The sequence below is a fragment of the Roseateles noduli genome (assembly GCF_050626985.1).
GTDB lineage: Bacteria > Pseudomonadota > Gammaproteobacteria > Burkholderiales > Burkholderiaceae_C > Roseateles > Roseateles noduli_A.
Genome location: NZ_CP192463.1, coordinates 467,145 through 491,040 on the forward strand (window position 1 = coordinate 467,145; position 23,896 = coordinate 491,040).

Here is a 23,896-nt window from a genome sequence, read left to right on the forward strand (position 1 = left end):
GGCGCCCATCCTCGGCGCCCGGTACCTCGATCGCGCTTCAGCTTCTGACGCCTGCGCTCAGGTGCCCGGTGCCGTGGTACCGCGTGGCTTGACCATGTTGCCGACCTCATTGGACAGGCGGCGCTTGTCGTCCTCGCTCAGCGCGGGGGCGCATTCGCGCTTGCCCAGCATGGACCCGGTGCGCTGTTCACGTTCGCAGACAACTTTCTGGCCCGCTTCGGCTTGCGCGGTCTGCGTCGGCTGCGCGGTGACACCATCGCTGGCGCAGGCGGCGAGGGCGAGCAACGGTGCGGCGGCGAACAACAATCGGATCATGGTGGGTTTCCCTGGCGGCGCAAGAATGCGAGTCCCTGCGCATTGATGAAGCCGGCGATGCTAGCAACGCTCCCTTGACGGCCGTCCTGGGGAGAACGCGATCCACCCCTTTCGAGGGAGCGTCATGCGCACCGGCGATGATGTCGCCTTGACGCGCCATGCGACTCACCCCTGGATTCACCACTTTGGGAGGAACTTTCTTGACCCCGGGACTCAAACGTTTCTTCGCCAGCGAATCGGCCGGCGGCATCGTGCTCGCCATCGCCGCGGTCGTCGCGCTGATCCTGTCCAACTCCCCCTGGCGGGAGCTCTACGCCGCCTTCACCCGCATCGAGGGCGAGGTCCGCATCGGCGGCGACTGGCTGGTGCTGGCCAAGCCGCTGCTGGTCTGGGTCAACGACCTGTGGATGGCCATCTTCTTCTTCCTGGTCGGCCTGGAGATCAAGCGCGAGTTCGTCGGCGGCGAACTGTCGGATCGGTCGCAGGCCGTGCTGCCCATCGTCGCCGCGTTCGGCGGCATGGCCGCGCCGGCGCTGATCTACGCCGGCCTCAACCTCGGCGACCCCGTCGCGCTGCACGGCTGGGCCATTCCGGCGGCGACCGACATCGCCTTTGCCATCGGCATCGTGATGCTGCTGGGCAGCCGCGTGCCGTCCTCGCTGAAGGTCTTCCTGACGGCGGTCGCGATCATCGACGACCTCGGCGCCATCGTCGTCATCGCGCTCTTCTACACGAGCCAGCTGTCGCTGACGGCGCTGGCCGGCGCCGCGGTCTGCCTCGCCGTCCTCTTCGCGCTCAACCGCGCCAAGGTCAGACGCGCCGACCTCTACATCGTCGTCGGTCTCGTCCTGTGGACCTGCGTGTTGAAGTCGGGCGTCCACGCCACGCTGGCGGGCGTGGCCACCGCGCTCTTCATCCCGTCCGATGACGACGGCCACGGCCATTCGCCGGCCGAGGACCTCGAACACGCGCTCCATCCCTGGGTCGCGTTCCTGATCCTGCCGATGTTCGCCTTCGCCAACGCGGGCGTGTCGCTGCTCGGACTGCACGCCGGCGACCTGCTCCATCCGGTGTCGCTGGGCATCGCGCTGGGCCTGCTGCTGGGCAAGGCGATCGGCGTGTTCGGCAGCTCGTGGCTGATGATCCGGCTGGGCCTGGCCCAGAAGCCGGGCGGCGCGGACTGGGTCCAGTTCTTCGGCGTGTGCGTGCTGTGCGGCATCGGCTTCACGATGAGCCTGTTCATCGGCGGCCTGGCGTTCGAGGGGCACGGTCCGGACTGGGAAACCCGCGTCAAGCTAGGCGTGCTCGGCGGGTCCATCCTGTCGGGTGTCGCCGGGACGCTGATCCTGCTGCGCAAGCGCCGCTGAACGCGGCCGGGCGCGGCGATCCCTCAACGACAACGGGGCCCGCGGGCCCCGTTGTCGTTGGTACACCAGTGCGCCGCTTCGGCGCGAGCCTCAGTGCTTCTCGGCCGGGCCGTGCGACAGCAGCTTGTCGGTCATCGCGATGGCCAGCGCCGACAGCAGGAAGGCCAGGTGGATGGCGGTCTGCCAGATCAGCGTCTTCTCCTGGAGGTTCTCGACGTTGATGAAGGTCTTGAGCAGATGGATCGACGAGATGCCGATGATGGCCGTCGCCAGCTTGACCTTCAGCACCGACGCGTTGACGTGGTCCAGCCACTCGGGCTGGTCGGGGTGGCCTTCCAGGTGCAGCCGCGACACGAAGGTCTCGTAGCCGCCGATGATCACCATGATCAGCAGGTTGGAGATCATCACCACGTCGATCAGCGCCAGCACGGCCAGCATGATGATGGTCTCGTTGAGCTTCGTCACCTGGACATCGGGCTGGTAGCCGACGCTGCTGACCAGCAGCTTCAACGCCTCCTGGTTGCCGAAGGCAGCCTCGACCAGATGCACGAGCTCGGTCCAGAACTGGAAGACGTAGACCGCCTGCGCCAGGATCAGCCCGATGTACAGCGGCAACTGCAGCCAGCGGCTCCCGAACATCAGATGCGAGAGCGGGTGCATGCGCTTGCGCGCGGACTCGGCCGGGGGCTTCGGGCTGTCGGTCATCGGGGTAAGTCCTTCAAGTCGTAACTGGCGGGAACCGCCAAACCGGTCGATTTTAGTGAGAGCATCGTCCCGACGAAGCGTTCCGAGTCCGGAGGCTCCGGCGCCCCTCGAAGCGAATGCCGAGCATGCGCAGGCGATTGAGCGCAGAGGGGCGCCGGTGCCTCCGGACGGGCGAGGTGCACGGTGTTCGCACGGACGCCTCTTCTACAAGAGTAAGCACATCGTCAGTGTGAAAGCGGAGAGTTCGCCCGAGTGTGAACCTGAGTTCGAAGATCCCTGCCTGTACGGAGACATAGGCCATGAGCGACAAGATCAGCGACAAGATCTATAACCCCCCCGCATCCGCCGTCCAGGGCGCCCACGTGTCCGGACTGGCCGCCTATGAGGCGTTGTGCAAGGAGGCGGAGGACGACTACGAAGGTTACTGGGCGCGCCTGGCGCGCGAGCTGCTGACCTGGAAGCAGCCGTTCACGACCGTGCTGAACGAATCGGACGCGCCGTTCTTCAAGTGGTTCGAGGACGGCAAGCTCAATGTCTCCTACAACTGCCTGGACCGTCACGTGGAAGCCGGCCGCGGCGACCGGGTCGCGATCATCTTCGAGGCCGACGACGGCACCACGACCCGCGTCACCTATGCCGAGCTGCTGGCCAGGACGGCGCAGCTGGCCAACGCGCTGAAGGCGCGCGGCGTGAAGAAGGGCGACCGCGTCGTCATCTACATGCCGATGTCGGTCGAGGGCGTGGTCGCGATGCAGGCCTGCGCGCGCATCGGCGCGACGCACTCGGTGGTGTTCGGCGGCTTTTCGGCGCAATCGCTGCGCGACCGCGTCCAGGACGCCGGTGCCGTGATGGTGCTGACCGCCGACGAGCAGGCGCGCGGCGGCAAGTCGCTGCCGCTCAAGGCCATCGTCGACGAGGCGCTCGCCGACAACAGCTGCCCGACGATCAAGCACGTGATCGTCTACAAGCGCACCGGCGGCAACATCGCCTGGGTCGACGGCCGCGACGAATGGCTGCACGACGCGGTGTCCGGCCAGTCCTCGAGCTGCGAGCCGGAATGGGTCGAGGCCGAGCACCCGCTGTTCCTGCTCTACACCTCGGGCTCGACCGGCAAGCCCAAGGGCGTGCAGCACAGCACCGGCGGCTACCTGCTGCATGCCGCGCTGACGACGAAGTGGACCTTCGACCTGAAGGACTCCGACGTCTTCTGGTGCACCGCCGACATCGGCTGGGTGACCGGCCACACCTACATCACCTACGGCCCGCTGGCGCTGGGCGGCACCGAGGTCGTCTTCGAGGGCATCCCGACCTTCCCGGACGCCGGCCGCTTCTGGCAGATGATCGAGAAGCACAAGGTCACGATCTTCTATACCGCGCCGACGGCGATCCGCTCGCTGATCAAGGCGGCCGAGGCGAACGAGGCCGTGCACCCGAAGCGCTACGACCTCAGCTCCCTGCGCATCCTGGGCTCGGTCGGCGAGCCGATCAACCCGGCCGCGTGGGAGTGGTATCACGAGCATGTGGGCGGCGGCCGCTGCCCCATCGTCGACACCTTCTGGCAGACGGAGACCGGCGGCCACATGATCACGCCGCTGCCGGGCGCCACGCCGCTGGTGCCGGGCTCCTGCACGCTGCCGTTCCCCGGCATCACCGCGGCCATCGTCGACGAGACCGGCAACGACGTGCCCAACGGGCAGGGCGGCATCCTGGTCGTCAAGAAGCCGTGGCCGTCGATGATCCGCACGATCTACGGCGATCCGGAGCGCTTCAAGAAGAGCTACTACCCGCCGGAGCTCAAGGGCTACTACCTGGCGGGCGACGGCGCCATCCGCGACGCCGACAACGGCTACTTCACGATCACCGGCCGCATCGACGACGTGCTGAACGTGTCGGGCCACCGCATGGGCACGATGGAGATCGAGTCCGCGCTGGTCAGCTGCACCGAGCTGGTGGCCGAGGCGGCGGTCGTCGGCCGTCCGGACGACACGACCGGCGAGGCGATCTGCGCCTTCGTCGTCCTCAAGCGCGCGCGTCCCAGCGGCGACGAGGCCAAGGCCATCGCCAAGCAGCTGCGCGACTGGGTGGCCAAGGAGATCGGTCCGATCGCCAAGCCCAAGGACATCCGCTTCGGCGACAACCTGCCCAAGACGCGCAGCGGCAAGATCATGCGGCGCCTGCTGCGCTCGGTCGCGAAGGGGGAGAGCGTCACGCAGGACACGTCCACGCTGGAGAACCCGGCCATCCTGGAACAGCTCGGACAGGCCTATTGAGGACACCGGTCCGATGCCGCGCGCGGGATGCGCGTGGCATCCCCGTTGTCATCGGTTCCTCAGGCGTTTCTCCTCTGAAGACCCTCGCAGCCCCGCTTTCGCGGGGCTTTTTCTTGCGCTGGCGCAAGCGGACAACCGCCTCGATGCCTCGACCTTGGTGAGCGGCTGACCTTCACGTGGCAGCGGACGCGCGATCCACACTCCGACGGGTTGTGGAGCCCGGACGCGCCCGGGCCAAGAATGCCGGCTCCGTTCCGTCAGGAGCGGTGCCCGCGATCATGGCGGCGCTCGGGCGACACGGCGCGCCAGACGCCGCCCTCACAGAAGGAGTCGTTTGTGGAATATTCGTTCACGCTCAAGTACCAGATGCCGCCGTCGGACTGCGAGGAAGAGCCGTTGAAACAACGGCTCGCATCCGTCGGCTGCAAGGACGTGCGGGTCGCCGTGGGCCTGCGCGGCAGGATGATGCTGAGCTTCGCCAGAGGCGCCGAGCGCGCCGACCAGGCCTTGCTGGGCGCGCTGCGCGAGGTCCGCAAGGCCATCCCCGGCGCGCGGCTGATCGAGGCGGGGCCGGACATGGTCGGCCTGACCGACGTGGCGGCGCTGGTGGGGGTGTCCCGCCAGAACATGCGCAAGCTGATGCTCACGCACCCGATGAGCTTTCCGTCGCCGATCCATGAGGGCAACTCGTCCTCGGTCTGGCATCTGTGGGACGTGCTGCGCTGGATGCAGGGACGCGGCGGCTACAAGATCGACGAGGCCATCCTCGAGCTCGCGACGGTGGCCAAGGCCGTCAATCTCGCCCGCGAGAGCCGCCACCTCGACGAGCGGCGGCGCGACGAACTGCTCAAGCTCGTGGCCTGACGAGGCCACCACGGGCCCGCCCGACCATCCTGAAAAAGCAAAGGCCCCGAAGGGCCTGCAGGGTGGGGGCGTCGCGGGACGCCCCGCCGACGGTCACTTGGACCGATCACTTCCCGCGGTCACTTCGTCGACATGATCCACTTGGCGAGCTGCTCCGCCTCCGCCGGGCTGACCTGCGTGTTGGCCGGCATCGGCACCGGACCCCAGACGCCGGAGCCGCCCTTGATGATCTTCTCGGCCAGCTTCTTCACCGCGTCCTTGTCCGCGGCGTACTTGGCGGCGACGTCCTTGTAGGCGGGGCCGACCAGCTTCTTGTCGACCGCATGGCAGGCCATGCAGTTCTTCTTCTGCGCCAGTTCGGGACTGGCGAAGGCGCTGGGCGCGGTCAAGGTAGCGGCGAGGGCCGCGGAGATGAACAAGGCGTTTCTCATGGCATCCTTTCAGGTGTCGCCGGGCCTCCGAATGGCGCCACAATCGCCGCGGCGACATGACGAGTCGCGACGCAAGTCGACGAGTGGCTGGGAGACTCCGGGCTCGCGCGATTGTAGTGTTGAGGGACGCGCCGACCGGGCGTGCGCACGAGGAGAACGACGATGTGGTTGATGGTGATCGGTGTCTTGTTGATCCTTCTCAAACTGGCCGCCGTCGGCCCGTTTGAAACGCTGAGCTGGTGGTGGGTGCTGTCGCCCTTCCCGGTGGCCGTCGTGTGGTGGGAGATCGCCGACAAGACGGGCTACACGAAGAAGAAGGAGATGGACAAGATGGACGAGAAGAAGGAATCGCGCCGCCAACGCCAGCTCGACGCCATCGGCCAGGGCGACAAGACGCGCAAGAAGCGCTGAGACGAGACGCCCGGCGGATGCGACAGCGGGGCCCGAGGGCCCCGCTGTCGCATCCGCTGTCCTCGGCGCCGGTCGGCCGGCGCCGGACCGCTCACTCGAACTTGTCGAGCACCGCGCCGGAGCTGGCGCTCGATGCGTTTTTCGCGAATTTCGCCAGCACGCCCCGCGTGTAGCGCGGCGCGGGCTGCTTCCATGCCGCCTTGCGGCGGGCGAGTTCAGCGTCGTCGACGTTGAGCTGCAGCAGCAGCTGCAGCGCATCGATGGTGATGGAATCGCCCTCGTTCACCAGCGCGATCGTGCCGCCCTCGTAGGCTTCCGGCGCGACGTGGCCGACGACCATGCCCCAGGTGCCGCCCGAGAAGCGGCCGTCGGTGATCAGGCCGACGCTCTCGCCCAGGCCCTGGCCGATCAGCGCGCCGGTCGGCGCCAGCATCTCCGGCATGCCCGGGCCGCCCTTGGGTCCGAGGTACCGCAGCACCATCACGTCGCCCGCCTTGATCTGGTTGGCCATGATGGCCGCGAGCGCCGACTGCTCGTCGTCGAAGACGCGCGCCGGGCCGGTGATGACCGGGTTCTTGAGGCCGGTGATCTTGGCGACGCAGCCCTCGGGCGACAGGTTGCCCTTCAGGATGGCCAGGTGGCCCTGCGCGTAGATCGGATCGTCGACGGCGCGGATGACCTCCTGGTCGGGCGACAGGTCCGGCACGTCGGCCAGGTTCTCCGCCACGGTCTTGCCGGTGATCGTGATGCAGTCGCCGTGCAGCAGGCCGGCCTTCAGCAGCTGCTTCATGACGGCCGGGATGCCGCCCGCCTTGTGCAGGTCCACGGCCAGGAAACGGCCGCTGGGCTTGAGGTCGCACAGCACCGGGATCTTCGTGCGCATGCGCTCGAAATCGTCGATGGTCCAGTCCACCTCGGCCGCATGCGCGATCGCCAGGAAATGCAGCACTGCGTTGGTCGAGCCGCCGGTGGCCATGATCACGGCGACGGCGTTCTCGATGGCCTTCTTGGTCACGATGTCGCGCGGCTTCAGGTCGGCCTTGACGGCGGCGACCAGGTAGTCGGCGGCGCGCTTGGTGTTCTCGACGACCTCGTCCTCCACGTTGGACATGCTCGATGAGTAGGGCAGCGACATGCCCAGCGCCTCGAAGGCCGAGCTCATCGTGTTGGCGGTGTACATGCCGCCGCAGGAGCCGCTGCCGGGGATGGCGCGTTTCTCGATCTGGCAGAAGTCTTCCTCGCTCATCTTGCCGGCGCTGAACTGGCCGACCGCCTCGAAGACGCTGACGATGTTGAGGTCCTGGCCCTTGTAGTGGCCCGGCTTGATAGTGCCGCCGTAGATGTAGATCGCCGGCACGTTGGCGCGCAGCATGCCCATCATGCCGCCGGGCATGTTCTTGTCGCAGCCGCCGATGACCATCACGCCGTCCAGCCACTGGCCGCCGACGCAGGTCTCGACGCAGTCGGAGATGACCTCGCGCGAGACCAGCGAGTACTTCATGCCCTCGGTGCCCATGGCCATGCCGTCGGAGATCGTCGGTGTACCGAAGAGCTGCGCGTTCGCGCCGGCGGCCTTCAGGCCGATCACCGCGGCGTCGGCCAGCTTCTGCAGGCCGGAGTTGCACGGCGTGATCGTCGAGTGGCCGTTGGCCACGCCTATCATCGGCTTGCCGAAGTCGCCTTCCTGGTAGCCCATGCCGTAGTACATCGACCGGTTCGGGGCGCGCGCGACGCCCTCGGTGATGTGCTTCGAGCGGCGGTTGGGCGCGTCGTCGTGGGGCGCGGAGGCGTTGTTCTTGGGATCGGTCATGGCGTCATCCTGGCGAGCGAGGCTTGGAGCGCGCCAGTATGCGTCGCGCTTTCCTGCGGGTCCAATATATAGTTGTCGGCGTTTTGATTCATGTTGTATATCGATGATCGAACTCCGCCCCCTGCGTCAGTTCCTGGTGCTGGCCGAGGAACTGCACTTTGGCCGCGCCGCCGAGCGGCTGCACATGACGCAGCCGCCGCTGAGCCTGGCCGTGCAGAAGCTGGAGGCGCAGCTGGGCGTCCAGCTGCTGGAGCGCGGTCGCCGCACCGTCGCGCTGACGGCGGCCGGCCTGGCGCTGGTCGAGGCCGCCGCCAGGCTGGTGGAACAGGCCGACCAGGTGCCCGCCCGCGTCCGCGCGGCGGCCACCGGCGAAGCCGGCAGGCTGAGCCTGGGTTTCGTGTCGACCGTCGGTTACGGCGACATGCCGCGTTGGCTGCGGCTGTTCCGCGAGGCGCTGCCGGACGTGCAGCTCGCGTTGCGCGAGGCGACGCTCGATGTCCAGCTGCGCGGTTTCGAGACGGGCGAACTCGACGCCGGTTTCGCGATCCACGCGCCGGGCGCCGAACCGGCCGGTTTCGACTGCCTGACCGTGTCGACCGAGCCGCTGGTGCTCGCGCATCCCGAGGACTGGGCGCTGGCGCGACGCCGCGGTCCGTCGCTCGAGGACGTGCTGCGCGAGCCCTTGGTCGTGTTCCCGCGCGAGATCGCGCCGTCGCTGTTCGACGCGCTGCTCGGTTTCTACCGCGCGCACGGCGCGACGCCCCACATCGCGCAGGAGGCCATCCAGATGCAGACCATCGTCAACCTGGTGTCGGCGGGCATGGGCGTGGCCTGGGTGCCGCAGTCGGTCTGCGCGCTGCAGCGGCCCGGCGTGCGTTACCGGCCGTGGCCGTCGGCCCGCGTGCCGGCCTGCGACACCAGCCTGATCTGGCGCCGCGATGCGTCGCCGGTGGTGCATCGCTTCGTCGACCATGTCCGCGGGCAGGTGAAAGTCAAGGCGTGACCCCGCGCGGACCGGGCTCGAAGGGGCAGGTCCGGCCTGTTTGTTGCCGATGGTGGAGACGAAGGTGAAGTTCCGTATTCGGCATGCAGGGGGCATGCAGGCCCGGCGGACTTCTGCGACCATCCGCTGATGAAAGGACCTTCTCCCGTGAAAGCTCCCCGCAAGAACGACGAAACCGCCCGCCGCGTCACCTGGCGTCGCCTGATCGGCGCGATCTGCGTCGTGACCGGTTTCTCGATGCTCATGAGCGTGGCCTTCGCGACGACGGCTCAGGCCGCGGTGTTGAAGGAGGCGGAACTGCAGGCGCTGCTCGACGCCGGCCGCGCGGACGACCTGGAGAAGCTCGCCGCACAGCGCCTGAAAGCGGATCCGGACGATCCGCAGGCGGTGGCCGCGCTGGCGCTGGCGCAGCTCGATCTGGTCGACGGCGCGGTGTTGAAGCAGAACACGCAGCGACTGGAGCAATGCGTGCAGCGCACGCCGAACGAAGGCGCCTGCCATTACGCGCTGGCGCTGGCGCTGGTGATGCAGGCGCGTGGCGGCAGCAAGCTCAAGGCGCTGGGGTCGCTGGGTCGGGTCAGCGAGCTGGCGCAGCGCGCGATGACGCTGCTGCCCGACGCGCCCGAGCCCCGCAGTGCGCTGCAGCAGTACTACCTGGCCCTGCCGAGCTTCGTCGGGGGCGGGGAGTCGAAGGCGCGCGCCCTCGAGCAGGACGTGAAGGACCCGGCCCAGTTGAGCCTGATGCGCGCGCGGGTGGCGGCGTCGAAGAAGGACTGGCCGGCGATGGAGAAGGCCTTGCGCGCCGTGCGCACGCAGCGGCCCGAGCTGCTGCTGGAGCAACGCGTGCTGTGGAGCGACTACGGTCGCCACCTGTTCTTCAGCGAGCAGAAGGAACGGGCGGTGCCCTGGTTCGAGGAATTGCTCAAGAGTCAGCCCAACCAGGCGATGGGCGCCTACGGTCTGGGCCGCGCATACGACGCGCTGGGCCAGTACGACAAGGCGGTGGCCGCCTTCGAACGCGCCCGCGGCATGTTGGGTGCCGAGCAACTGGGCCTGGACCGGCGCCTGGGCAGCGCGTTGGCGGGCAAGGGCGACAAGGCCGGCGCGCGCGTCGCGCTGCAGCGTTGCATCGACAACCGCCGCGGCAGCAACGGTGACATCGAGGACTGCCGCAAGCAGCTCGCCGCGCTCGGCGCTCCCTGACGAGGGCCTCGTGCTTCCCGACGAGGACCTCGGTGGATCCTGACGATCACCTCGGCAGGTCCTGACGATCACCTCGGTGGGTCGGAGCGAGGCAGGCCGGTGCCCCTTGGAGCGAATTCCGAGCGGCGAGGAGGAGATTGAGCGGAAAGGGGCACCGGCCTGCCTCGCGGTCGCTCCTTCGCTGGTTGCCCCACGGGTGCCATTTATGATTCGCCCCTTCGCGACGCGGTAAAGCTTTCTCCATGTTGGTCCATCCCCAGTTCGACCCTGTGGCCATCTCGATTTTCGGGTGGCCGATCCATTGGTACGGGCTGATGTACCTGACGGCCTTCGGCCTGTTCCTGTGGCTGGGCAACCGGATGGTCCGCAAGCCGTGGAACGCGGCGCGCGGCTGGACCCGCCGCGACATCGACGACCTGCTGTTCTACGGCGTGCTGGGTGTGGTGCTGGGCGGGCGGCTGGGGTACGTGTTCTTCTACAAGCCGGGCTACTACCTGAGCCATCCGGGCGAGATCCTTGCGGTGTGGCAGGGTGGCATGTCCTTCCACGGCGGGTTGCTGGGCGTGATCGTGGCGCTGGCCTTCTTCGCGTGGCGGCGGGGTTTCAATTTCCTCGAGGTCGGCGACATCGTCGCGCCTTGCGTGCCTACCGGTCTGGCCGCGGGGCGACTGGGCAATTTCATCAACGGCGAGTTGTGGGGCCGTCAGGCGGATCCCAGTCTGCCGTGGGCGATGGTGTTTCCGCAGGCCCATGATGCGGTGCTGACGCCGCGCCATCCGTCGCAGCTGTACCAGTTCCTGGGCGAGGGCGTGCTGCTGTTCATCGTGCTGTGGCTGTTCGCGCGCAAGCCGCGGCCGATGGCGGCGGTGTCGGGGCTGTTCCTGGTCGGCTACGGCGTGGCGCGTTTCGTCGCCGAGTACTTCCGCGAGCCTGACAGCTTCCTCACGCTCGACAAGCAGCCGCTGCACCTGAGCCAGGGCCAGTGGCTGAGCGCGCCGATGATCGTCATCGGCGTCCTCATGATGCTGTGGGCCTACCGGCGCGCCGCCCGGCTGCAGGCCGCGCCCGCGGCCCGCTGAGCGGGGCGATCCCTCTTCGAGACCAGACATGCGCCAGATCTTCTTCGATACCGAAACCACCGGCCTGAATCCCGAATCGGGCGACCGCGTCGTCGACATCGGCTGCGTGGAGATGGTCAACCGTCAGTTGACGGGCCGCCATCTGCACTTCTACCTGAACCCCGAGCGGGATATGCCCGAGGAGGCGTTCCGCGTCCACGGGCTGAGCAGCGAGTTCCTGTCGGACAAGCCCAAGTTCGCGCAGATCGTCGACGAGTTCCTCGAGTTCATCCGCGACGCGGAGCTGATCGCGCACAACGCGGCCTTCGACGTCGGCTTCATCAATGCCGAGCTCAAGCGCTGCGGGCGAGCGCCGCTGCATGAATGCGTGGAGAGCGTGCGCGACACGCTGCTGATGGCGCGGGACATGTTCCCGGGCAAGGCGAACTCGCTGGACGCGCTGTGCCGCCGGCTCGAGGTCGACAACAGCAACCGCGGCCTGCACGGCGCGGTGAAGGACGCGGAGCTGCTGGCGGAGGTCTTCATCCGGCTGACGCGGGGTCAGGACTCGCTGGTCATCGACGACAACGCGTCGTCCTCGTCGGGCGAGGGCGGCCAGTTGGAGGTCGTGGCCATCGACTTCAGCGCCTTCGACCTGCCGGTGATCGCGGCGACGGCCGAGGAACTGGCGCTGCACGACAAGGCGCTGGTCGACCTCGACAAGGCCAGCGGCGGCAAGCGCATCTGGCAGGTGCCCGTGGCGGCCTGAGAAGCGCGACTCGGGGACGAGTCTCAGAGACGAGAGTCAAAGAGTGCTTGAATCGACTCAAATTCTCATGGCATAATCTTCGACTTTCCCGGACATCCAAAACCGTAGCGCAAGCAGTGGTGGCGGACGACAAGACCGGGCGGTTAGCTCAGCGGTAGAGCACTGCCTTCACACGGCAGGGGTCGCAGGTTCGAACCCTGCACCGCCCACCAAAGTCTCTTCATCGAAGTTTTTCGTCGGAGTCGCTTTGGATTCTTGTTGGAAGTTTCAGGAAGACCCGGTCCAGATACCGGGCGGTTAGCTCAGCGGTAGAGCACTGCCTTCACACGGCAGGGGTCGCAGGTTCGAACCCTGCACCGCCCACCAGATCAACCCCGTCAACGCCAGTTGGCGGGGTTTTTTCTTGGCGAATCTTCTCTACATGTGCCCTGTCGGCGAGGGCGGCAATGCAGTCAATGCAGAAGAAGGTCCAAAGCGGTATCAGCAAAAGAATCAGGCAGTAGCCGGAGGTGAAGACCCTCACTTTTGGCGTGCTACTTGGCGAACCCATTGGTGCTTCGTTGTTGGGCATGTGCGTCTCCTGAAAGGGCGGGATCATCCTGCGTTCACAGGGTCTCGTCTCTCGCACATTTCAGTCATTTCCGGGGGATGCGCGGAGAGAATCAGCGCATGTCTCCGCTGCTGCCGCCATCGCTCGTCGCCGTCCTTCCGCGCTGTCTGCAACTGGCGAGTCAGCCGCTGCCGGAGGGGCTCATGGCGCTGCGGCTCGGTGACGCCACGATCGGCCGGGTGCATCCGATGCGCCAGGTCTTGCTAGGCGAGGTCTGGCCTGAGCTGAAGCGCCGCGAGGGCGCGTTGTGCTGGGACGCCGAGGCGCTCGATGTCGACGCACGTTCCGAGCGCATCGGCGCCGTGGCGCTCGCGCTGAAGGAACGTGGCGCCATCACCGGTTGGCGCGGCGAACGCTACGCCTGCGAGCGGCCCGTCGAGGATGCTTGCACCGCGCGCGGCGAGGTGCTGTTCCGTCTGGAGCGCGCCGCCTTCCGCTTCTTCGGCCTGATGAGCCGCGCCGTCCACATCAATGGGTTCCTGCCGGGCGCGCGGCTCGTGTGCGGTCGACGCGCGCTGTCGAAGGCGACCGATCCGGGCAAGCTCGACAACCTCGCCGCCGGTGGGCTGACCGCCGATGAAGACCTCGTCGATTGCGCGCGTCGTGAGCTGCTGGAAGAGGCCGGCGTGCCGATGGTCGTCAGCGCTTCCGTGCAAGCGCGCGGCGCCTTGCGCAGCACGCGCATGGAACCCGAAGGACTGCACGACGAGGTGCTGCATGTCTTCAGCCTCCAGTTGCCCGCCGGCTTCTCGCCGCGCAACGGCGACGGCGAGGTCAGCGAGTTCCTGACGCTGGACCTGGAGACGCTCGCCCAACGACTCGCCGCGGGCGAGTTCAGCCACGACGCCGCCGCGGTCAGTGCCTTCGGTTTCCAGCATTCGCACGCGCTGATCGATCTGCGCGCATGATCGCCGTCCGAGGACGGACGAAGGCAGAAGCGGCTCGGCACAATCGTCGGCATGGATCAAGTCGATGCAGTGGTGATCGGGGCCGGCGTCGTCGGCCTCGCGGTCGGCCGGGCGCTGGCGATGCGCGGCCTGGAGACGCTGGTGCTCGAGCGAGAGCTCAACATCGGTACCGGCGTGAGCTCGCGCAACAGCGAGGTCATCCACGCCGGCCTCTACTACCCCGAGGGATCGTTGAAGGCGCGCCTGTGCGTGCGCGGCAAGCAGCTGCTCTACGCGCACTGCGAATCGCACGGCGTGCCGCACCGGCGTTGCGGCAAGCTCGTCGTCGCGACCGCGGCCGAACAACTGCCGGGCTTGCGCGCGCTGCAGGCGAAGGCTGCAGCGAACGGGGTCGACGACCTGCGCTGGCTCACGCGCGAGGAGGCCCTCGCGCTCGAACCCCAGTTGCAGTGCGAGGCCGCCTTGCTCTCGCCCTCGACCGGCATCGTCGACAGCCACGGGCTGATGCTCTCGCTGCAAGGCGATCTGGAGCGGCATGGCGGCGCGGTCGCCTTCGGCGCGGCGGTGACCGCGGTGCGTCGCGACGGTGGCGCGCACGTGGTCCACACCGACGACATGACGCTCGGCGCCCGCCTTGTCGTCAACGCGACGGGGCTGCACGCCCCCTTGCTTGCTGCAGCGATCGAGGGCCTGCCGCCGCCGCCTGCGGCGCGCTTCAGCAAGGGTTGCTACTTCGCGCTGCAGGGATGGGCGCCGTTCTCGCGGCTCGTGTACCCGATGCCGCAGGACGCGTGGCTGGGCGTGCACCTCACCCTGGACCTCGGCGGCCAGGCGCGCTTCGGCCCCGATGCGCAATGGCTGGATGTCGCGAGCCCCGAAGACATCGACTACGCCGTCGATCCCGCCCGCGCCGACGTGTTCTACGACGACGTGCGCCGCTACTGGCCCGCGCTGCCGGATGGCGCGCTGCAGCCCGCCTACAGCGGCGTGCGGCCGAAGATCCATGGGCCGCACGAGCCGGCGCCCGATTTCCGCATCGACGGCCCCGCGCAGCACGGCGTGCCGGGACTGGTGAACCTGATGGGGATCGAGTCGCCCGGACTCACGAGTGCATTGGCGATCGCCGAAGAGGTCGTGGCGCGGCTTGGTTGACGACGCTCAATCCGCCGGCACGCGCAGCGCGCGTTCCCGCTCCTTCGCGATGCGCGCGGCGAAGTCCGCCGCCGAGCCGCCCGTCGGCAGGTTGCTGACGTCGAGGATCTTGGAGCGGATCTCCGGCAGCCGCAGCGCCTCGTTGACGACGCTGTTGATCAATCGCAGCCGCTCCTCCGGCACACCGCGCGGCGCGAAGAGCCCGAACGTCGAGACGAGGTTCGCGTCCGGAAAGCCGAGTTCGGCCAGCGTCGGCACGTCGGGCAGCACCGGCAGCCGCACCGGCGAGCCGATCGCCAGCGCCTTCAGTTTGCCCTGCCGCACGAACTGCAGCTGCTGCGACGCGACGTTCGAGGACAGCAGCTCGAACTGCCCGCCGATCGCGTCGGTCAACTGCTGGCCGCCGCCCTTGTAGGGCACGTGGATGATGTCGACGCGCGCCGCGGCGCGCACCTGCGCCAGCACCATGTGCCCGACTGTCGCGTGGCCCGACGTCGCCCAGCGCAGGCGGCCCGGGGCCGCGCGCGCGGCGGCGAGCATCGCGGCGAAGTCCTTCGGCTTGAACGACGGATGCGCGAGCACCAGCACCGGCGTGTCCATGATGCTGACGACGGGGGCCACCTCGGGCGCCATCGCGGAGGGGCCGGCGCCGGCCGGCGCGAACACCAGCGGCGAGATGGCGCAGTAGGCCAGCGTGTGGCCGTCGGGCGCCGCGCGCGCGAGCGACTCCAACGCGGTCAGCCCGCCCGCGCCGGCGCGGTTCTCGACGATCACCGGCACCTTCAGCCGCGCGCTCATGTGCTGCGCGAGCGCGCGCGCGGTTTCGTCGCTGACGCCGCCGGGCGGGTAGGCGACGATCAGGTGGATCGGGCGCGTCGGCCAGGGCTCGCCCGCGACCTGCGCAAGACCTGGCACCGCCACCGCGGTCCACGCGGCGGCGTTCAGCAACGCGCGCCTACGCATCGCGGTGCTCCATCGCGATGCGGCGGGCCAGCGCGAGGAAGGTCGCCGTCGGACCCTCCTGGTCATGCGAGCGATACGCGATCGTCAACGGCGCTTCCAGCCGCGCATGCTTCTCCAGGGGCCGGAACACGATCGAGTGCGCGTGCACGCCGCGCATCGACGCCGGCACGACCGTGATGCCAGCACCGGCCGCCACCAGGTTGAGGTTCATCATCATCCGGTCGACCTCCACGAAGCTGCGCGGCTTGACGCCGTCGCGCTCGCACAGCGCCAGCAGGTTGGCGTAGAGGCCCGGCGCCCCCGGGCGGCGGACTAGGATCAGGTCCTCGTCCTCGAGCTCCGCCAGCGGCACCGGCGTGGACCCCGCGCGCGGCACCGTCGCGAGCCGGTGGTCCAGCGGCAGCGCCAGCAGCGCGGGCTCGGTCAGCAGCGTCTCGAAGCTGACGCCTTCGGGCTGCGCGACCGGCACGCGCAGGAAGGCGCAATGCAGCCGCGACTTCACGATCGATTCGATCAATCCGGCGGCGTGGTTCTCGGTCATCGTCAGCGCGATGCCCGGGTGCTCGCCGCGGCAGGCGCGCAGCACCGCCGGCGTGTACGCATGTGCCGCCGCCGAACTGGTGAACCCGATCGCCAGCAGCCCGTGCTGCCCGCCGGCCAGCCGGTCCATGCGGTCGCGCATGTCGTTGTAGTCGCGCAGCAACCGTCGCGCTTCGTCCAGGAACTGGCGACCGCCGTCGGTCAGGCTCACGCCCTTCGGATGGCGGTGCAGCAGGGCGATGCCCAGCTCCTGTTCCAGCGTCTTGATCTGCTGGCTCAGCGGCGGCTGCTGCATCCCGAGCAGCGCCGCCGCGCGCGTCATGTGGCCGGTCTCCGCGACCGTCACGAAGTAGCGCAGATGTCGAAGGTCCATGTCTGCGTTGTCTCCTGGTCCTCGGGCTCGCCGTCGCCCTGCCATGCGCAAAGCTACGTACGTCCCATATTCAAAACGTCTCGGACTCTGCGGATCAGTGTATTTGACGCTATGGAGGCCGGTCACTAAGGTCCGGCCCGGATACCGAGAAAAGCGATCCAAGAACCGTCCGAGAACGGTCCCACTGCGGTCGGGTGAGCAGTACGACGAGCGGTCCCGCACGAGGACACGACGACAACCATACGGAGACAAGCTTGATGAAGACGAAACGACAGTCGAGGAACGCGTGGAACGCATCCAGGGCCCTGGTCCTGGCCGCCACCGCGGTGGGAGCGGCCAGCGGCGCGCAGGCGCAGAGCGGCGGCAGCGTGCAGGTGTTCGGCCTGCTCGACATCGGCGTGCAGGCGCTGAAGGCCAGCGGCAGCGACACCCGCTACTTCGTGAACAGCGACGGCAACACGTCCAGCCGCTTCGGCGTGCGCGGCACGGAGGACCTGGGCGGCGGGCTGAAGGTCGGCTTCTGGCTGGAGTCGGCGGTGTCCGTCGACGACGGCACCAGCGGCGCGACCAGCACCAACAACAAGGACTCGGTCAGCGGCGGCCTGACCTGGGGTCGCCGTGCGACCGTCCAGATCTCCTCGGCCGACTGGGGCGAGCTGCGCCTGGGCCGCGACTACGTGCCGTCCTTCGGCAACCTGACCACGTCCATGCATCCGTTCGGGACCAACGGCGTGGGCAGCTCCGGGATCATGTACTACCCGGCGCCCGCCAACGGCACGACGGCGCGCACCAACGTGCGGGCGTCCAACTCGATCGGCTACTTCACGCCGTCGGGCCTCAACGGCTTCTACGGCCACGCGATGCTGGCGCTGGGCGAGCAGGGCGCGGGTCCGACGCACAAGGACGGCCAGTTGACCGGCGTGCGCATTGGCTGGCGCAACGAGACCTTCAACGGCTCGGCGGCGATCTCCAAGACGCGTTATGCCACCGGCGACTACACGCAGAGCAACGTGGGCATGGCCTACACCTGGGGGCCGGCCAAGCTGATGGCGCTGTGGGGCCGCAACGAGGTCGGCATCACCAGCACGACCGCGACCATGCTGGGCACCCAGTGGCAGGTGTGGCCGCAGGGCGAGCTGCGCTTCGCCTACACCTGGCTGAAGGCGAAGAACGTCGCCAGCGACGCGACGCACATCGCGATCGGCTATGTGCATGACCTGTCCAAGCGGACGGCGCTCTACACCAACGTCGCCAAGGTGGACAACAAGGGCCGCGGCACGCGCTTCAACGTCGGTCTCGCGACGACGCAGCCCGGCGGCGACAGCGGCGGCTTCGAGGCCGGCGTGCGCCACAACTTCTGACCCTCGCTTCAACCAGCAGCAACGAAGGAGTACGACCATGTCGAACAGCATGCTCTCCACCACGTCATGGCGGTCATCCTGGCAGTCCGCGGGGCCGTCCTCGGGGCGGCCATCGCGGCGGTGCTCGAACCTGGCCGGCGCGGTCGCGCTCGCCTTCGCGGCGCTGGGCGCCTGCGTGCCGCTGGGCGCGCAGGCGGAAGCGACCAAGATCCTCTTCGTCGGCAACAGCTACACCTTCGGCCGCGTCGATCCGGTGATGAGCTACAACGCCGCCAACGTCCACGACCTGACGGCGGCGATGTACGCCAGCAACCCGAGCGGCGCCAACAGCTTCGAGCCCCATCCGTGGGGCGGCGTCGCCGGCATCTTCAAGCAGTTCACCGTGCAGGTCGGGCTGGACTACGACGTCTCGATCTCGGCGCGCAATGCGGCCTCGCTGCGCGGGCAGTTCCTCAACACCAACAACGCCGGCTGGGACCTGCGGGGCAACATCGGCTCGCAGGCCTGGGACAAGGTGGTGCTGCAGGAGCAGAGCGACGAGCCGCTGACCAGGCAGCCCGGCCTGGCCTCCAACCCGGCCTACTTCAACACCTACACCAACCTGATCGAGAACTGGATCCATCAAGGCAACGCGCTCAGCTACCGCGAGCGGGACCTGATCGGCGGCACGAACGCCAAGTGCGCGGAGATCACCGGCGCGTCGACGGGGACCTGCTCGCTGCTGCGCAACGTGCCGGCGAACACCCATGCCAACGCGAACGCCGACGTGTACCTGTACCAGACCTGGGCGCGGCCCAACCTGGTCAACGCGCCCAGCACGACGGTCACCGACGAGAACACCGGCGAGGTCATCCCGACGGGGCAGCCCGCGCCGTCCTTCTACCCGACGCTGCAGGCGATGACCGACGACCTGAAGCAGGCGTACACCGCGGCGGCGCTGATGGCGGGCGCGGACGGTTCGGGCGGTATCGCCGGCGTCGCGCCGGTGGGCGAGGCCTTCATGCGCGCGATCGCGGCGGGCATCGCGACGCCTGACATGTATGCCTCGACGGCGGCGACGGACGGCCTGCTGGACCTGTGGTTCGACGACGGCACCCATGCGAGCAAGTACGGCTCCTACCTGAGCGCGCTGACGCTGTTCGGCACGATCACGGGGCTGGATCCGGCGGTGCTGGGCCTGAACGAGATCGCCGCGCGCGACCTCGGCATCAGCGCGGCCGACGCGCTGCTGCTGCAGCGCGTGGCGAGCGACCAGCTCGGTTTCGCCGCGGCGGTGCCGGAGCCGGCGTCGTTCGCGCTGGCGGGGCTGGGTCTGGGCCTGCTGTGGATGCTGCGTCGACGTCGCGCGGCGGCGTCGGCCGCGGCGCCTTTGATGGCCATCATGCCCGCCGCGCTCGTGCGCGGCGGCGCGGCGGCCTGACTGCAATGATCCGAAGGGAGAAGAGGATGACGATGAAGCGGATGATGCGAACGAACGGAATCGGCGGCGCGAGCGTGTGGGTCGCGCTGTCGACGACCTTGTCGCTGGTGGCCGGCGCGCCGGTTGCCTTCGCGAAGGGCCCGGCGGGCGCGAGCTTCGACATGGCGGCCGAGATCGCGCCGGCCCCGGCTGCCTGTCCGTCGGGCGTCGGCGAGGGCGCGAGCTGCCTGTCGGGCAAGGACAGCGCCGGCGCGCTCTACATGATCGTGATGCCCAGGCAGTGGAACGGGGACCTCGTCGTGCATGCGCACGGCGGGCCCTTCCTCGGCGCGCCGACGATCAAGCGCGTGACGGAGGACGTCGAGCGCTGGACCATCATGCCGCGCCTGGGCTACGCGTTCGCGACGTCGAGCTACCGTCAGGGCGGCGTGGCGGTCACCGCCGCGGCCGAGGACAACGAGCGCCTGCGGCGCCTGTTCATCGACAAGGTCGCCAAGCCCAGGCATGTCTACCTGCACGGCCAGTCCTGGGGCGCGAGCGTGGCGGCCAAGGGCGCGGAGCTGTTCGCCGAGGGCAAGCCTTACGACGCGGTGCTGCTGACTTCCGGCGTGCTGGGCGGCGGGACACGGAGCTACGACTTCCGGCTCGACCTGCGTGTCGTCTACCAGTACCTCTGCCACAACCATCCGCTGCCGAGCGAACCGCAGTACCCGCTCAACATCGGGCTGCCGGCGGATTCGCCCATGAAGCAGCCTGATCTTGCGATGCGCGTCGACGACTGCCTGGGCCTGAACAAGCCGGCGGCGGAGCGCACGCCGGAGCAGGCGTCGAAGATCAAGACCATCGTCGACGTGATCCATATCCCGGAGCGCAGCATCCAGTCGCATCTGAACTGGGCGACCTGGCACTTCCAGGACATCGCGCAGAAGCGTACCGGCGGCGCGAGCCCGTTCGGCAACGTCGGCGCGGTGTATGCCGGCTCGAGCGACGACGCGGCGCTGAATGCCGGCGTGCTGCGCTACGCGGCCGATGCGAAGGCGGTGGCGACCTTGTCCGCCGATGCGGACCTGGGCGGGAAGATCCCGGTGCCGGTGCTGACCGTGCACGCCATCCACGACCCGACGGCGATGGTCGAGCTGCAGGAGAGCTTCGGCCGTACGATGACGGCGGCGGGCCGCGGCGATGCGCTGGTGCAGACCTTCACCGGCGACAAGGACCACAGCTACCTCAGCGACCCGACCTACGCGGCGCTGATGGACGCGCTGACGACCTGGGCCACGCAAGGGAAGAAGCCGACGCCCGAATCCATCGCCGCCGGCTGCGAGAGGGCCAGGGAGAAGCTGGGGCAGACCTGCCGCTTCGAGCCGAAGTACCAGGTGAAGGCCATCGAGACGCGGGTGCCCAAGCGCGATCGGCCCTGACAAGGTGGTCTGCCAAAGTGGCCGCGATGAGGCGTCGGGATGACGCCTCATTGCGGCTCACTCGGCCGGTGGCCGATGAGTCGCGGGCTGGAGCGACTGGAGGAACTCTGCCAGGTCGCATTCGTTCAGCAGCCCCTGCGCAACGTCGACCATGACTTCTTCAAGTTCAATGCTCCGTTGCAAGTTGATCCCCTCGGCCTTCAGATACGCCAGGGCACTGGCAAGCGCCGTCCTCTTGTTGCCATCGTTGAAAACATGTCCTCGAGCGATGGCCACCGCGTACATGGCGGCAATCTCTCAAAGATGTCATCCATGCCTGCGAACTGCATACGATTGATGACACGTGACAGTGCACTCTCCAGCGCGCCCATGCCGTGATCACCGGGTAATCCACCTTCATCTCGAAGGATCGAGTCGTGGATTCGCAAGACCTCATTCGCGTCCAGCATGGTTCAACGCTTTGCAAGCGCGCGAAGGACGTCGCGATGTTCCGCGATGACCTGTTCGACGATGGCCATGAACTCCGGACTCACTTCGCGTGAGGGGGCGCGTTCTTCCCCGGGGCGTGGGAGATTCTTTGGTGGGTATTTCCTCGTGCGTTCAACGTAAGGGATGCCGTACTTCTCGTGCAATTCGCGTATTGATTTCATGAGCGACTCCTTGGGCTTGCAGCGTATTCGGCTCGCGGTATCTCTCGCAATCACCTCGACGTAGGTATCGCATCCCCCATCGGTGTCCCCCCTTTCGGGAGAAGCGAAGCGCCTCGATCAGGCGAAGAATCGGCCGGTTCCCATGCACAGGAGCTCGCCATGTTCACCGACCTGATCCGTACCGGCCGCGAGGACGCGCCGCAGGGCAACCGCCGAGATTTCATGGAGGCGGCCGCCGCGCTCGGGATCAGCGTGATGGCGGGCCCGGTGCTTGCGCAGGCGGGGCCGGGCGGCGCGCCCGACCTGATCCTGCGCAACGGCCGCATCACGACGATGGATCCGGCCAGGCCGGAGGCCACCGCGATCGCGCTGCGCGACGGCGTCGTGATGGCCGTGGGCACGGACGCGGAGATCGCCAGGCTTGCCGGCGCGAAGACGCGCGTCGTCGATGTCGAGAAGCGTCGCGTGATCCCGGGGCTGACCGACTCGCACATGCACATCATCCGCGGCGGGCTCAACTTCAACATGGAGCTGCGCTGGGACGGCGTGCGCTCGCTGGGCGCGGCGCTGCAGATGCTCAAGGACCAGGCCGCGCGCACGCCGGCACCGCAGTGGGTGCGGGTGGTCGGCGGCTGGAACGAATTCCAGTTCGACGAGAAGCGCATGCCGACGCTGGCCGAGCTCAACGCCGCCGCGCCCGACACGCCGGTGTTCGTGCTCAACCTCTACAACCAAGCCTTCCTCAACCGCGCGGCGCTGCGCGCGGTCGGCTACACGAAGGACACGCCGCAGCCCGCCGGCGCGATCATCGAGCGCGACGCGCGCGGCGAGCCCACCGGGCTGCTGCTGGCCGAGCCCAACGCCTTCATCCTCTACAACACGCTGAACCTCGGTCCCAAGCTCGATCCCGAGCAGCAGCTGAACTCGACGCTGCACTTCATGCGCGAGGAGAACCGGCTCGGCGTGACCTCGGTCGGCGACGCGGGCGGCGGCTTCCAGAACTATCCCGACGACTACGCGATCATCGACAAGCTCGCCAGGGAGGACCGCCTCACGGTGCGCATCGCCTACAACCTGTTCCCGCAGAAGGCGAAGCAGGAGCTGGCCGACTTCCAGCGCTGGGCGCGCACCGGCAAGCCGGGCGACGGCAGCGACTTCTACAAGCTCAACGGCGCCGGCGAGATGCTGGCCTTCAGCGCGGCGGACTTCGAGGACTTCCTCGTCCCGCGGCCCGAGATGCCGGCGGCGATGGAGAACGACCTCGAAGGCGTGGTGCGTTTCCTCGCGGGCAACGGCTGGCCGTGGCGCATGCATGCGACCTACAACGAGACGGTGTCGCGCAGCCTGGACGTGTTCGAGAAGGTCCATCGCGACCACCCGATCGACAAGCTCGGCTGGTTCTTCGACCACTGCGAGACGGTGACGCCGCAGAACCTCGAGCGCATCAAGCGGCTGGGCGGCGGCATCGCGGTGCAGAACCGGATGTCGATGCAGGGCGAGTACTTCATCCGCCGCTACGGGCTGAAGGCGACGGCCGAGACGCCGCCGGTCAAGCGCATGCTGGAGATGGGCATCCCCGTATCGCTGGGCACCGACGCGACGCGGGTGAACAGCTACAACCCGTGGCAGGCGCTGTACTGGCTGGTGTCGGGCCGCACGATCGGCGGCACCTTGCTGTATCCGGAGGAGCGGCGGCTCGACCGCGTCGCCGCGCTGCGGCTGATGACGGCCGACGGCGCCTGGTTCTCGCGCGACACCGGGAAGAAGGGCGTGCTGAAGCCGGGCGCGTTCGGCGACCTGGCGGTGCTGGACCGCGACTTCCTCACCGTGGCGGAGGACCAGATCCAGGACATCACGTCCGTGCTGACCGTGGTCGCGGGCAAGCCGGTGCACGGCAGCGGCGCCTATGCGTCGCTCGCGCCGGCCTTGCCGCCGGCGATGCCGGACTGGTCGCCGGTGCGCACCTATGGCGGCTACCAGGCGCGCAGATCCGCGGCGTCGTCGTCGCTGAGCGATGCCGAGCGCCGCTACCAGTACGCCGCGCAGTGCGCCTGCGCGAGCGCGTGCGGTGTGCACGCCCACGATCACACGGCGGTCGCGAGCGCGGCGCGCGACGCGTCGGCGGCGCAGGCGTTCTGGGGCGCGATGGGATGCAGCTGCTACGTGTGAGGCTGTTCTCTGGCGTCGATGCCGATGATCGTCGCAGCCGCTGCTGAAGCCTCTGCCTCTGCCTCTGCCGCTGCCGCAGCCATGCTGGAACTGCCAGAGGGGGCGCTCGGCGCCGGCGAGCGC

The 23,896-nt window shown here is 68.3% G+C and carries 22 protein-coding genes and 2 tRNA genes; 17 read left to right on the forward strand and 7 right to left on the reverse strand.

Translation table 11 applies throughout. From position 1 onward, the window contains the following. Positions 1–57: 57 nt before the first annotated feature. Entirely contained in the window at positions 58–315 is a 258-nt protein-coding gene (locus ACQ4L4_RS02100) for a hypothetical protein (RefSeq protein ID WP_431102560.1), read from the reverse strand. A 158-nt stretch (positions 316–473) separates the two neighbouring features. Between ACQ4L4_RS02100 and nhaA the strand changes: the two genes are divergently transcribed. Further along, positions 474–1,682: a Na+/H+ antiporter NhaA gene (nhaA, locus tag ACQ4L4_RS02105; RefSeq protein ID WP_431102561.1), complete on the forward strand. Its 1,209-nt coding sequence runs from the start codon at positions 474–476 to the stop codon at positions 1,680–1,682. Between the two features lie 90 nt (positions 1,683–1,772). Here nhaA and ACQ4L4_RS02110 read toward each other — a convergent pair whose 3' ends face one another. Beyond that, complete coding sequence (locus ACQ4L4_RS02110) at positions 1,773–2,387, reverse strand: TIGR00645 family protein (protein ID WP_431102562.1); 615 nt, start codon at positions 2,385–2,387, stop codon at positions 1,773–1,775. Positions 2,388–2,686: 299 nt separating this feature from the next. On the opposite strand from ACQ4L4_RS02110, the gene acs reads away from it, so the two are divergent. Together acs and ACQ4L4_RS02120 are read left to right on the forward strand one after the other, a co-directional pair. Beyond that, on the forward strand, positions 2,687–4,657 hold the full coding sequence (acs, locus tag ACQ4L4_RS02115) for an acetate--CoA ligase (RefSeq protein ID WP_431102563.1): 1,971 nt from the start codon (positions 2,687–2,689) through the stop codon (positions 4,655–4,657). Between the two features lie 336 nt (positions 4,658–4,993). Beyond that, positions 4,994–5,521, forward strand: coding sequence for a helix-turn-helix transcriptional regulator (locus ACQ4L4_RS02120; RefSeq protein WP_377156124.1), 528 nt, complete (start codon positions 4,994–4,996; stop codon positions 5,519–5,521). A gap of 119 nt (positions 5,522–5,640) precedes the next feature. On the opposite strand, the gene ACQ4L4_RS02125 is transcribed toward ACQ4L4_RS02120, so the two are convergent. After that, entirely contained in the window at positions 5,641–5,952 is a 312-nt protein-coding gene (locus tag ACQ4L4_RS02125; RefSeq protein WP_431102564.1) for a c-type cytochrome, read from the reverse strand. A gap of 162 nt (positions 5,953–6,114) precedes the next feature. On the opposite strand from ACQ4L4_RS02125, the gene ACQ4L4_RS02130 reads away from it, so the two are divergent. Next, positions 6,115–6,363, forward strand: a complete 249-nt coding sequence (locus ACQ4L4_RS02130; protein ID WP_377156120.1) for a TIGR04438 family Trp-rich protein — start codon at positions 6,115–6,117, stop codon at positions 6,361–6,363. Between the two features lie 91 nt (positions 6,364–6,454). Here ACQ4L4_RS02130 and ilvD read toward each other — a convergent pair whose 3' ends face one another. Further along, entirely contained in the window at positions 6,455–8,173 is a 1,719-nt protein-coding gene (gene ilvD / locus ACQ4L4_RS02135) for a dihydroxy-acid dehydratase (protein ID WP_431102565.1), read from the reverse strand. Positions 8,174–8,276: 103 nt separating this feature from the next. Here ilvD and ACQ4L4_RS02140 point away from each other — a divergent pair, with 103 nt between their 5' ends. The 8 genes from ACQ4L4_RS02140 to ACQ4L4_RS02175 all read left to right on the forward strand — a co-directional run bounded on the left by ACQ4L4_RS02140 (position 8,277) and on the right by ACQ4L4_RS02175 (position 14,876). Continuing rightward, the gene (locus ACQ4L4_RS02140) at positions 8,277–9,176 is read left to right on the forward strand and encodes a LysR family transcriptional regulator (protein ID WP_431102566.1); all 900 of its coding nucleotides are present in this window, start codon (positions 8,277–8,279) and stop codon (positions 9,174–9,176) included. 147 nt (positions 9,177–9,323) lie between these two features. After that, positions 9,324–10,379: a hypothetical protein gene (locus tag ACQ4L4_RS02145; RefSeq protein WP_431102567.1), complete on the forward strand. Its 1,056-nt coding sequence runs from the start codon at positions 9,324–9,326 to the stop codon at positions 10,377–10,379. A 242-nt stretch (positions 10,380–10,621) separates the two neighbouring features. Next, positions 10,622–11,458, forward strand: coding sequence for a prolipoprotein diacylglyceryl transferase (gene lgt / locus ACQ4L4_RS02150; protein ID WP_377156113.1), 837 nt, complete (start codon positions 10,622–10,624; stop codon positions 11,456–11,458). 28 nt (positions 11,459–11,486) lie between these two features. Then, the gene (dnaQ, locus tag ACQ4L4_RS02155; RefSeq protein WP_431102568.1) at positions 11,487–12,206 is read left to right on the forward strand and encodes a DNA polymerase III subunit epsilon; all 720 of its coding nucleotides are present in this window, start codon (positions 11,487–11,489) and stop codon (positions 12,204–12,206) included. 137 nt (positions 12,207–12,343) lie between these two features. Then, a tRNA-Val gene (locus ACQ4L4_RS02160) sits at positions 12,344–12,418 on the forward strand. 79 nt (positions 12,419–12,497) lie between these two features. Then, positions 12,498–12,572, forward strand: a tRNA-Val gene (locus ACQ4L4_RS02165). Positions 12,573–12,875: 303 nt separating this feature from the next. After that, positions 12,876–13,724 (forward strand): DUF4743 domain-containing protein, encoded by an 849-nt coding sequence (locus tag ACQ4L4_RS02170; protein ID WP_431102569.1) that lies wholly within the window; start codon positions 12,876–12,878, stop codon positions 13,722–13,724. Between the two features lie 51 nt (positions 13,725–13,775). Continuing rightward, positions 13,776–14,876 (forward strand): NAD(P)/FAD-dependent oxidoreductase, encoded by a 1,101-nt coding sequence (locus ACQ4L4_RS02175; RefSeq protein WP_431102570.1) that lies wholly within the window; start codon positions 13,776–13,778, stop codon positions 14,874–14,876. Between the two features lie 6 nt (positions 14,877–14,882). Here the strand turns inward: ACQ4L4_RS02175 and ACQ4L4_RS02180 are convergent, their stop codons facing one another. Beyond that, positions 14,883–15,839 carry a Bug family tripartite tricarboxylate transporter substrate binding protein gene (locus ACQ4L4_RS02180; protein ID WP_431102571.1) on the reverse strand — a complete coding sequence of 319 codons (957 nt, stop codon included), beginning with the start codon at positions 15,837–15,839 and terminating at the stop codon, positions 14,883–14,885. Next, positions 15,832–16,752 (reverse strand): LysR family transcriptional regulator, encoded by a 921-nt coding sequence (locus tag ACQ4L4_RS02185; protein ID WP_431102572.1) that lies wholly within the window; start codon positions 16,750–16,752, stop codon positions 15,832–15,834. Before ACQ4L4_RS02185 ends, ACQ4L4_RS02180 begins: the two co-directional genes overlap by 8 nt. 257 nt (positions 16,753–17,009) lie before the next feature. On the opposite strand from ACQ4L4_RS02185, the gene ACQ4L4_RS02190 reads away from it, so the two are divergent. Genes ACQ4L4_RS02190 through ACQ4L4_RS02200 form a run of 3 tightly spaced genes read left to right on the forward strand, consistent with a single transcriptional unit; the run spans position 17,010 to position 20,954 of the window. Next, positions 17,010–18,113, forward strand: a complete 1,104-nt coding sequence (locus ACQ4L4_RS02190; protein ID WP_431102573.1) for a porin — start codon at positions 17,010–17,012, stop codon at positions 18,111–18,113. Positions 18,114–18,150: 37 nt separating this feature from the next. After that, the gene (locus ACQ4L4_RS02195; protein ID WP_431102574.1) at positions 18,151–19,533 is read left to right on the forward strand and encodes a PEP-CTERM sorting domain-containing protein; all 1,383 of its coding nucleotides are present in this window, start codon (positions 18,151–18,153) and stop codon (positions 19,531–19,533) included. A 41-nt stretch (positions 19,534–19,574) separates the two neighbouring features. Next, entirely contained in the window at positions 19,575–20,954 is a 1,380-nt protein-coding gene (locus ACQ4L4_RS02200) for a hypothetical protein (protein WP_431102575.1), read from the forward strand. Positions 20,955–21,011: 57 nt separating this feature from the next. Here ACQ4L4_RS02200 and ACQ4L4_RS02205 read toward each other — a convergent pair whose 3' ends face one another. Next, positions 21,012–21,239, reverse strand: a complete 228-nt coding sequence (locus ACQ4L4_RS02205; RefSeq protein ID WP_431102576.1) for a type II toxin-antitoxin system death-on-curing family toxin — start codon at positions 21,237–21,239, stop codon at positions 21,012–21,014. 131 nt (positions 21,240–21,370) lie between these two features. On the opposite strand from ACQ4L4_RS02205, the gene ACQ4L4_RS02210 reads away from it, so the two are divergent. Together ACQ4L4_RS02210 and ACQ4L4_RS02215 are read left to right on the forward strand one after the other, a co-directional pair. Then, positions 21,371–21,496: a hypothetical protein gene (locus ACQ4L4_RS02210; protein ID WP_431102577.1), complete on the forward strand. Its 126-nt coding sequence runs from the start codon at positions 21,371–21,373 to the stop codon at positions 21,494–21,496. A gap of 363 nt (positions 21,497–21,859) precedes the next feature. After that, on the forward strand, positions 21,860–23,773 hold the full coding sequence (locus tag ACQ4L4_RS02215) for an amidohydrolase (RefSeq protein ID WP_431104848.1): 1,914 nt from the start codon (positions 21,860–21,862) through the stop codon (positions 23,771–23,773). Positions 23,774–23,896: the final 123 nt, after the last annotated feature.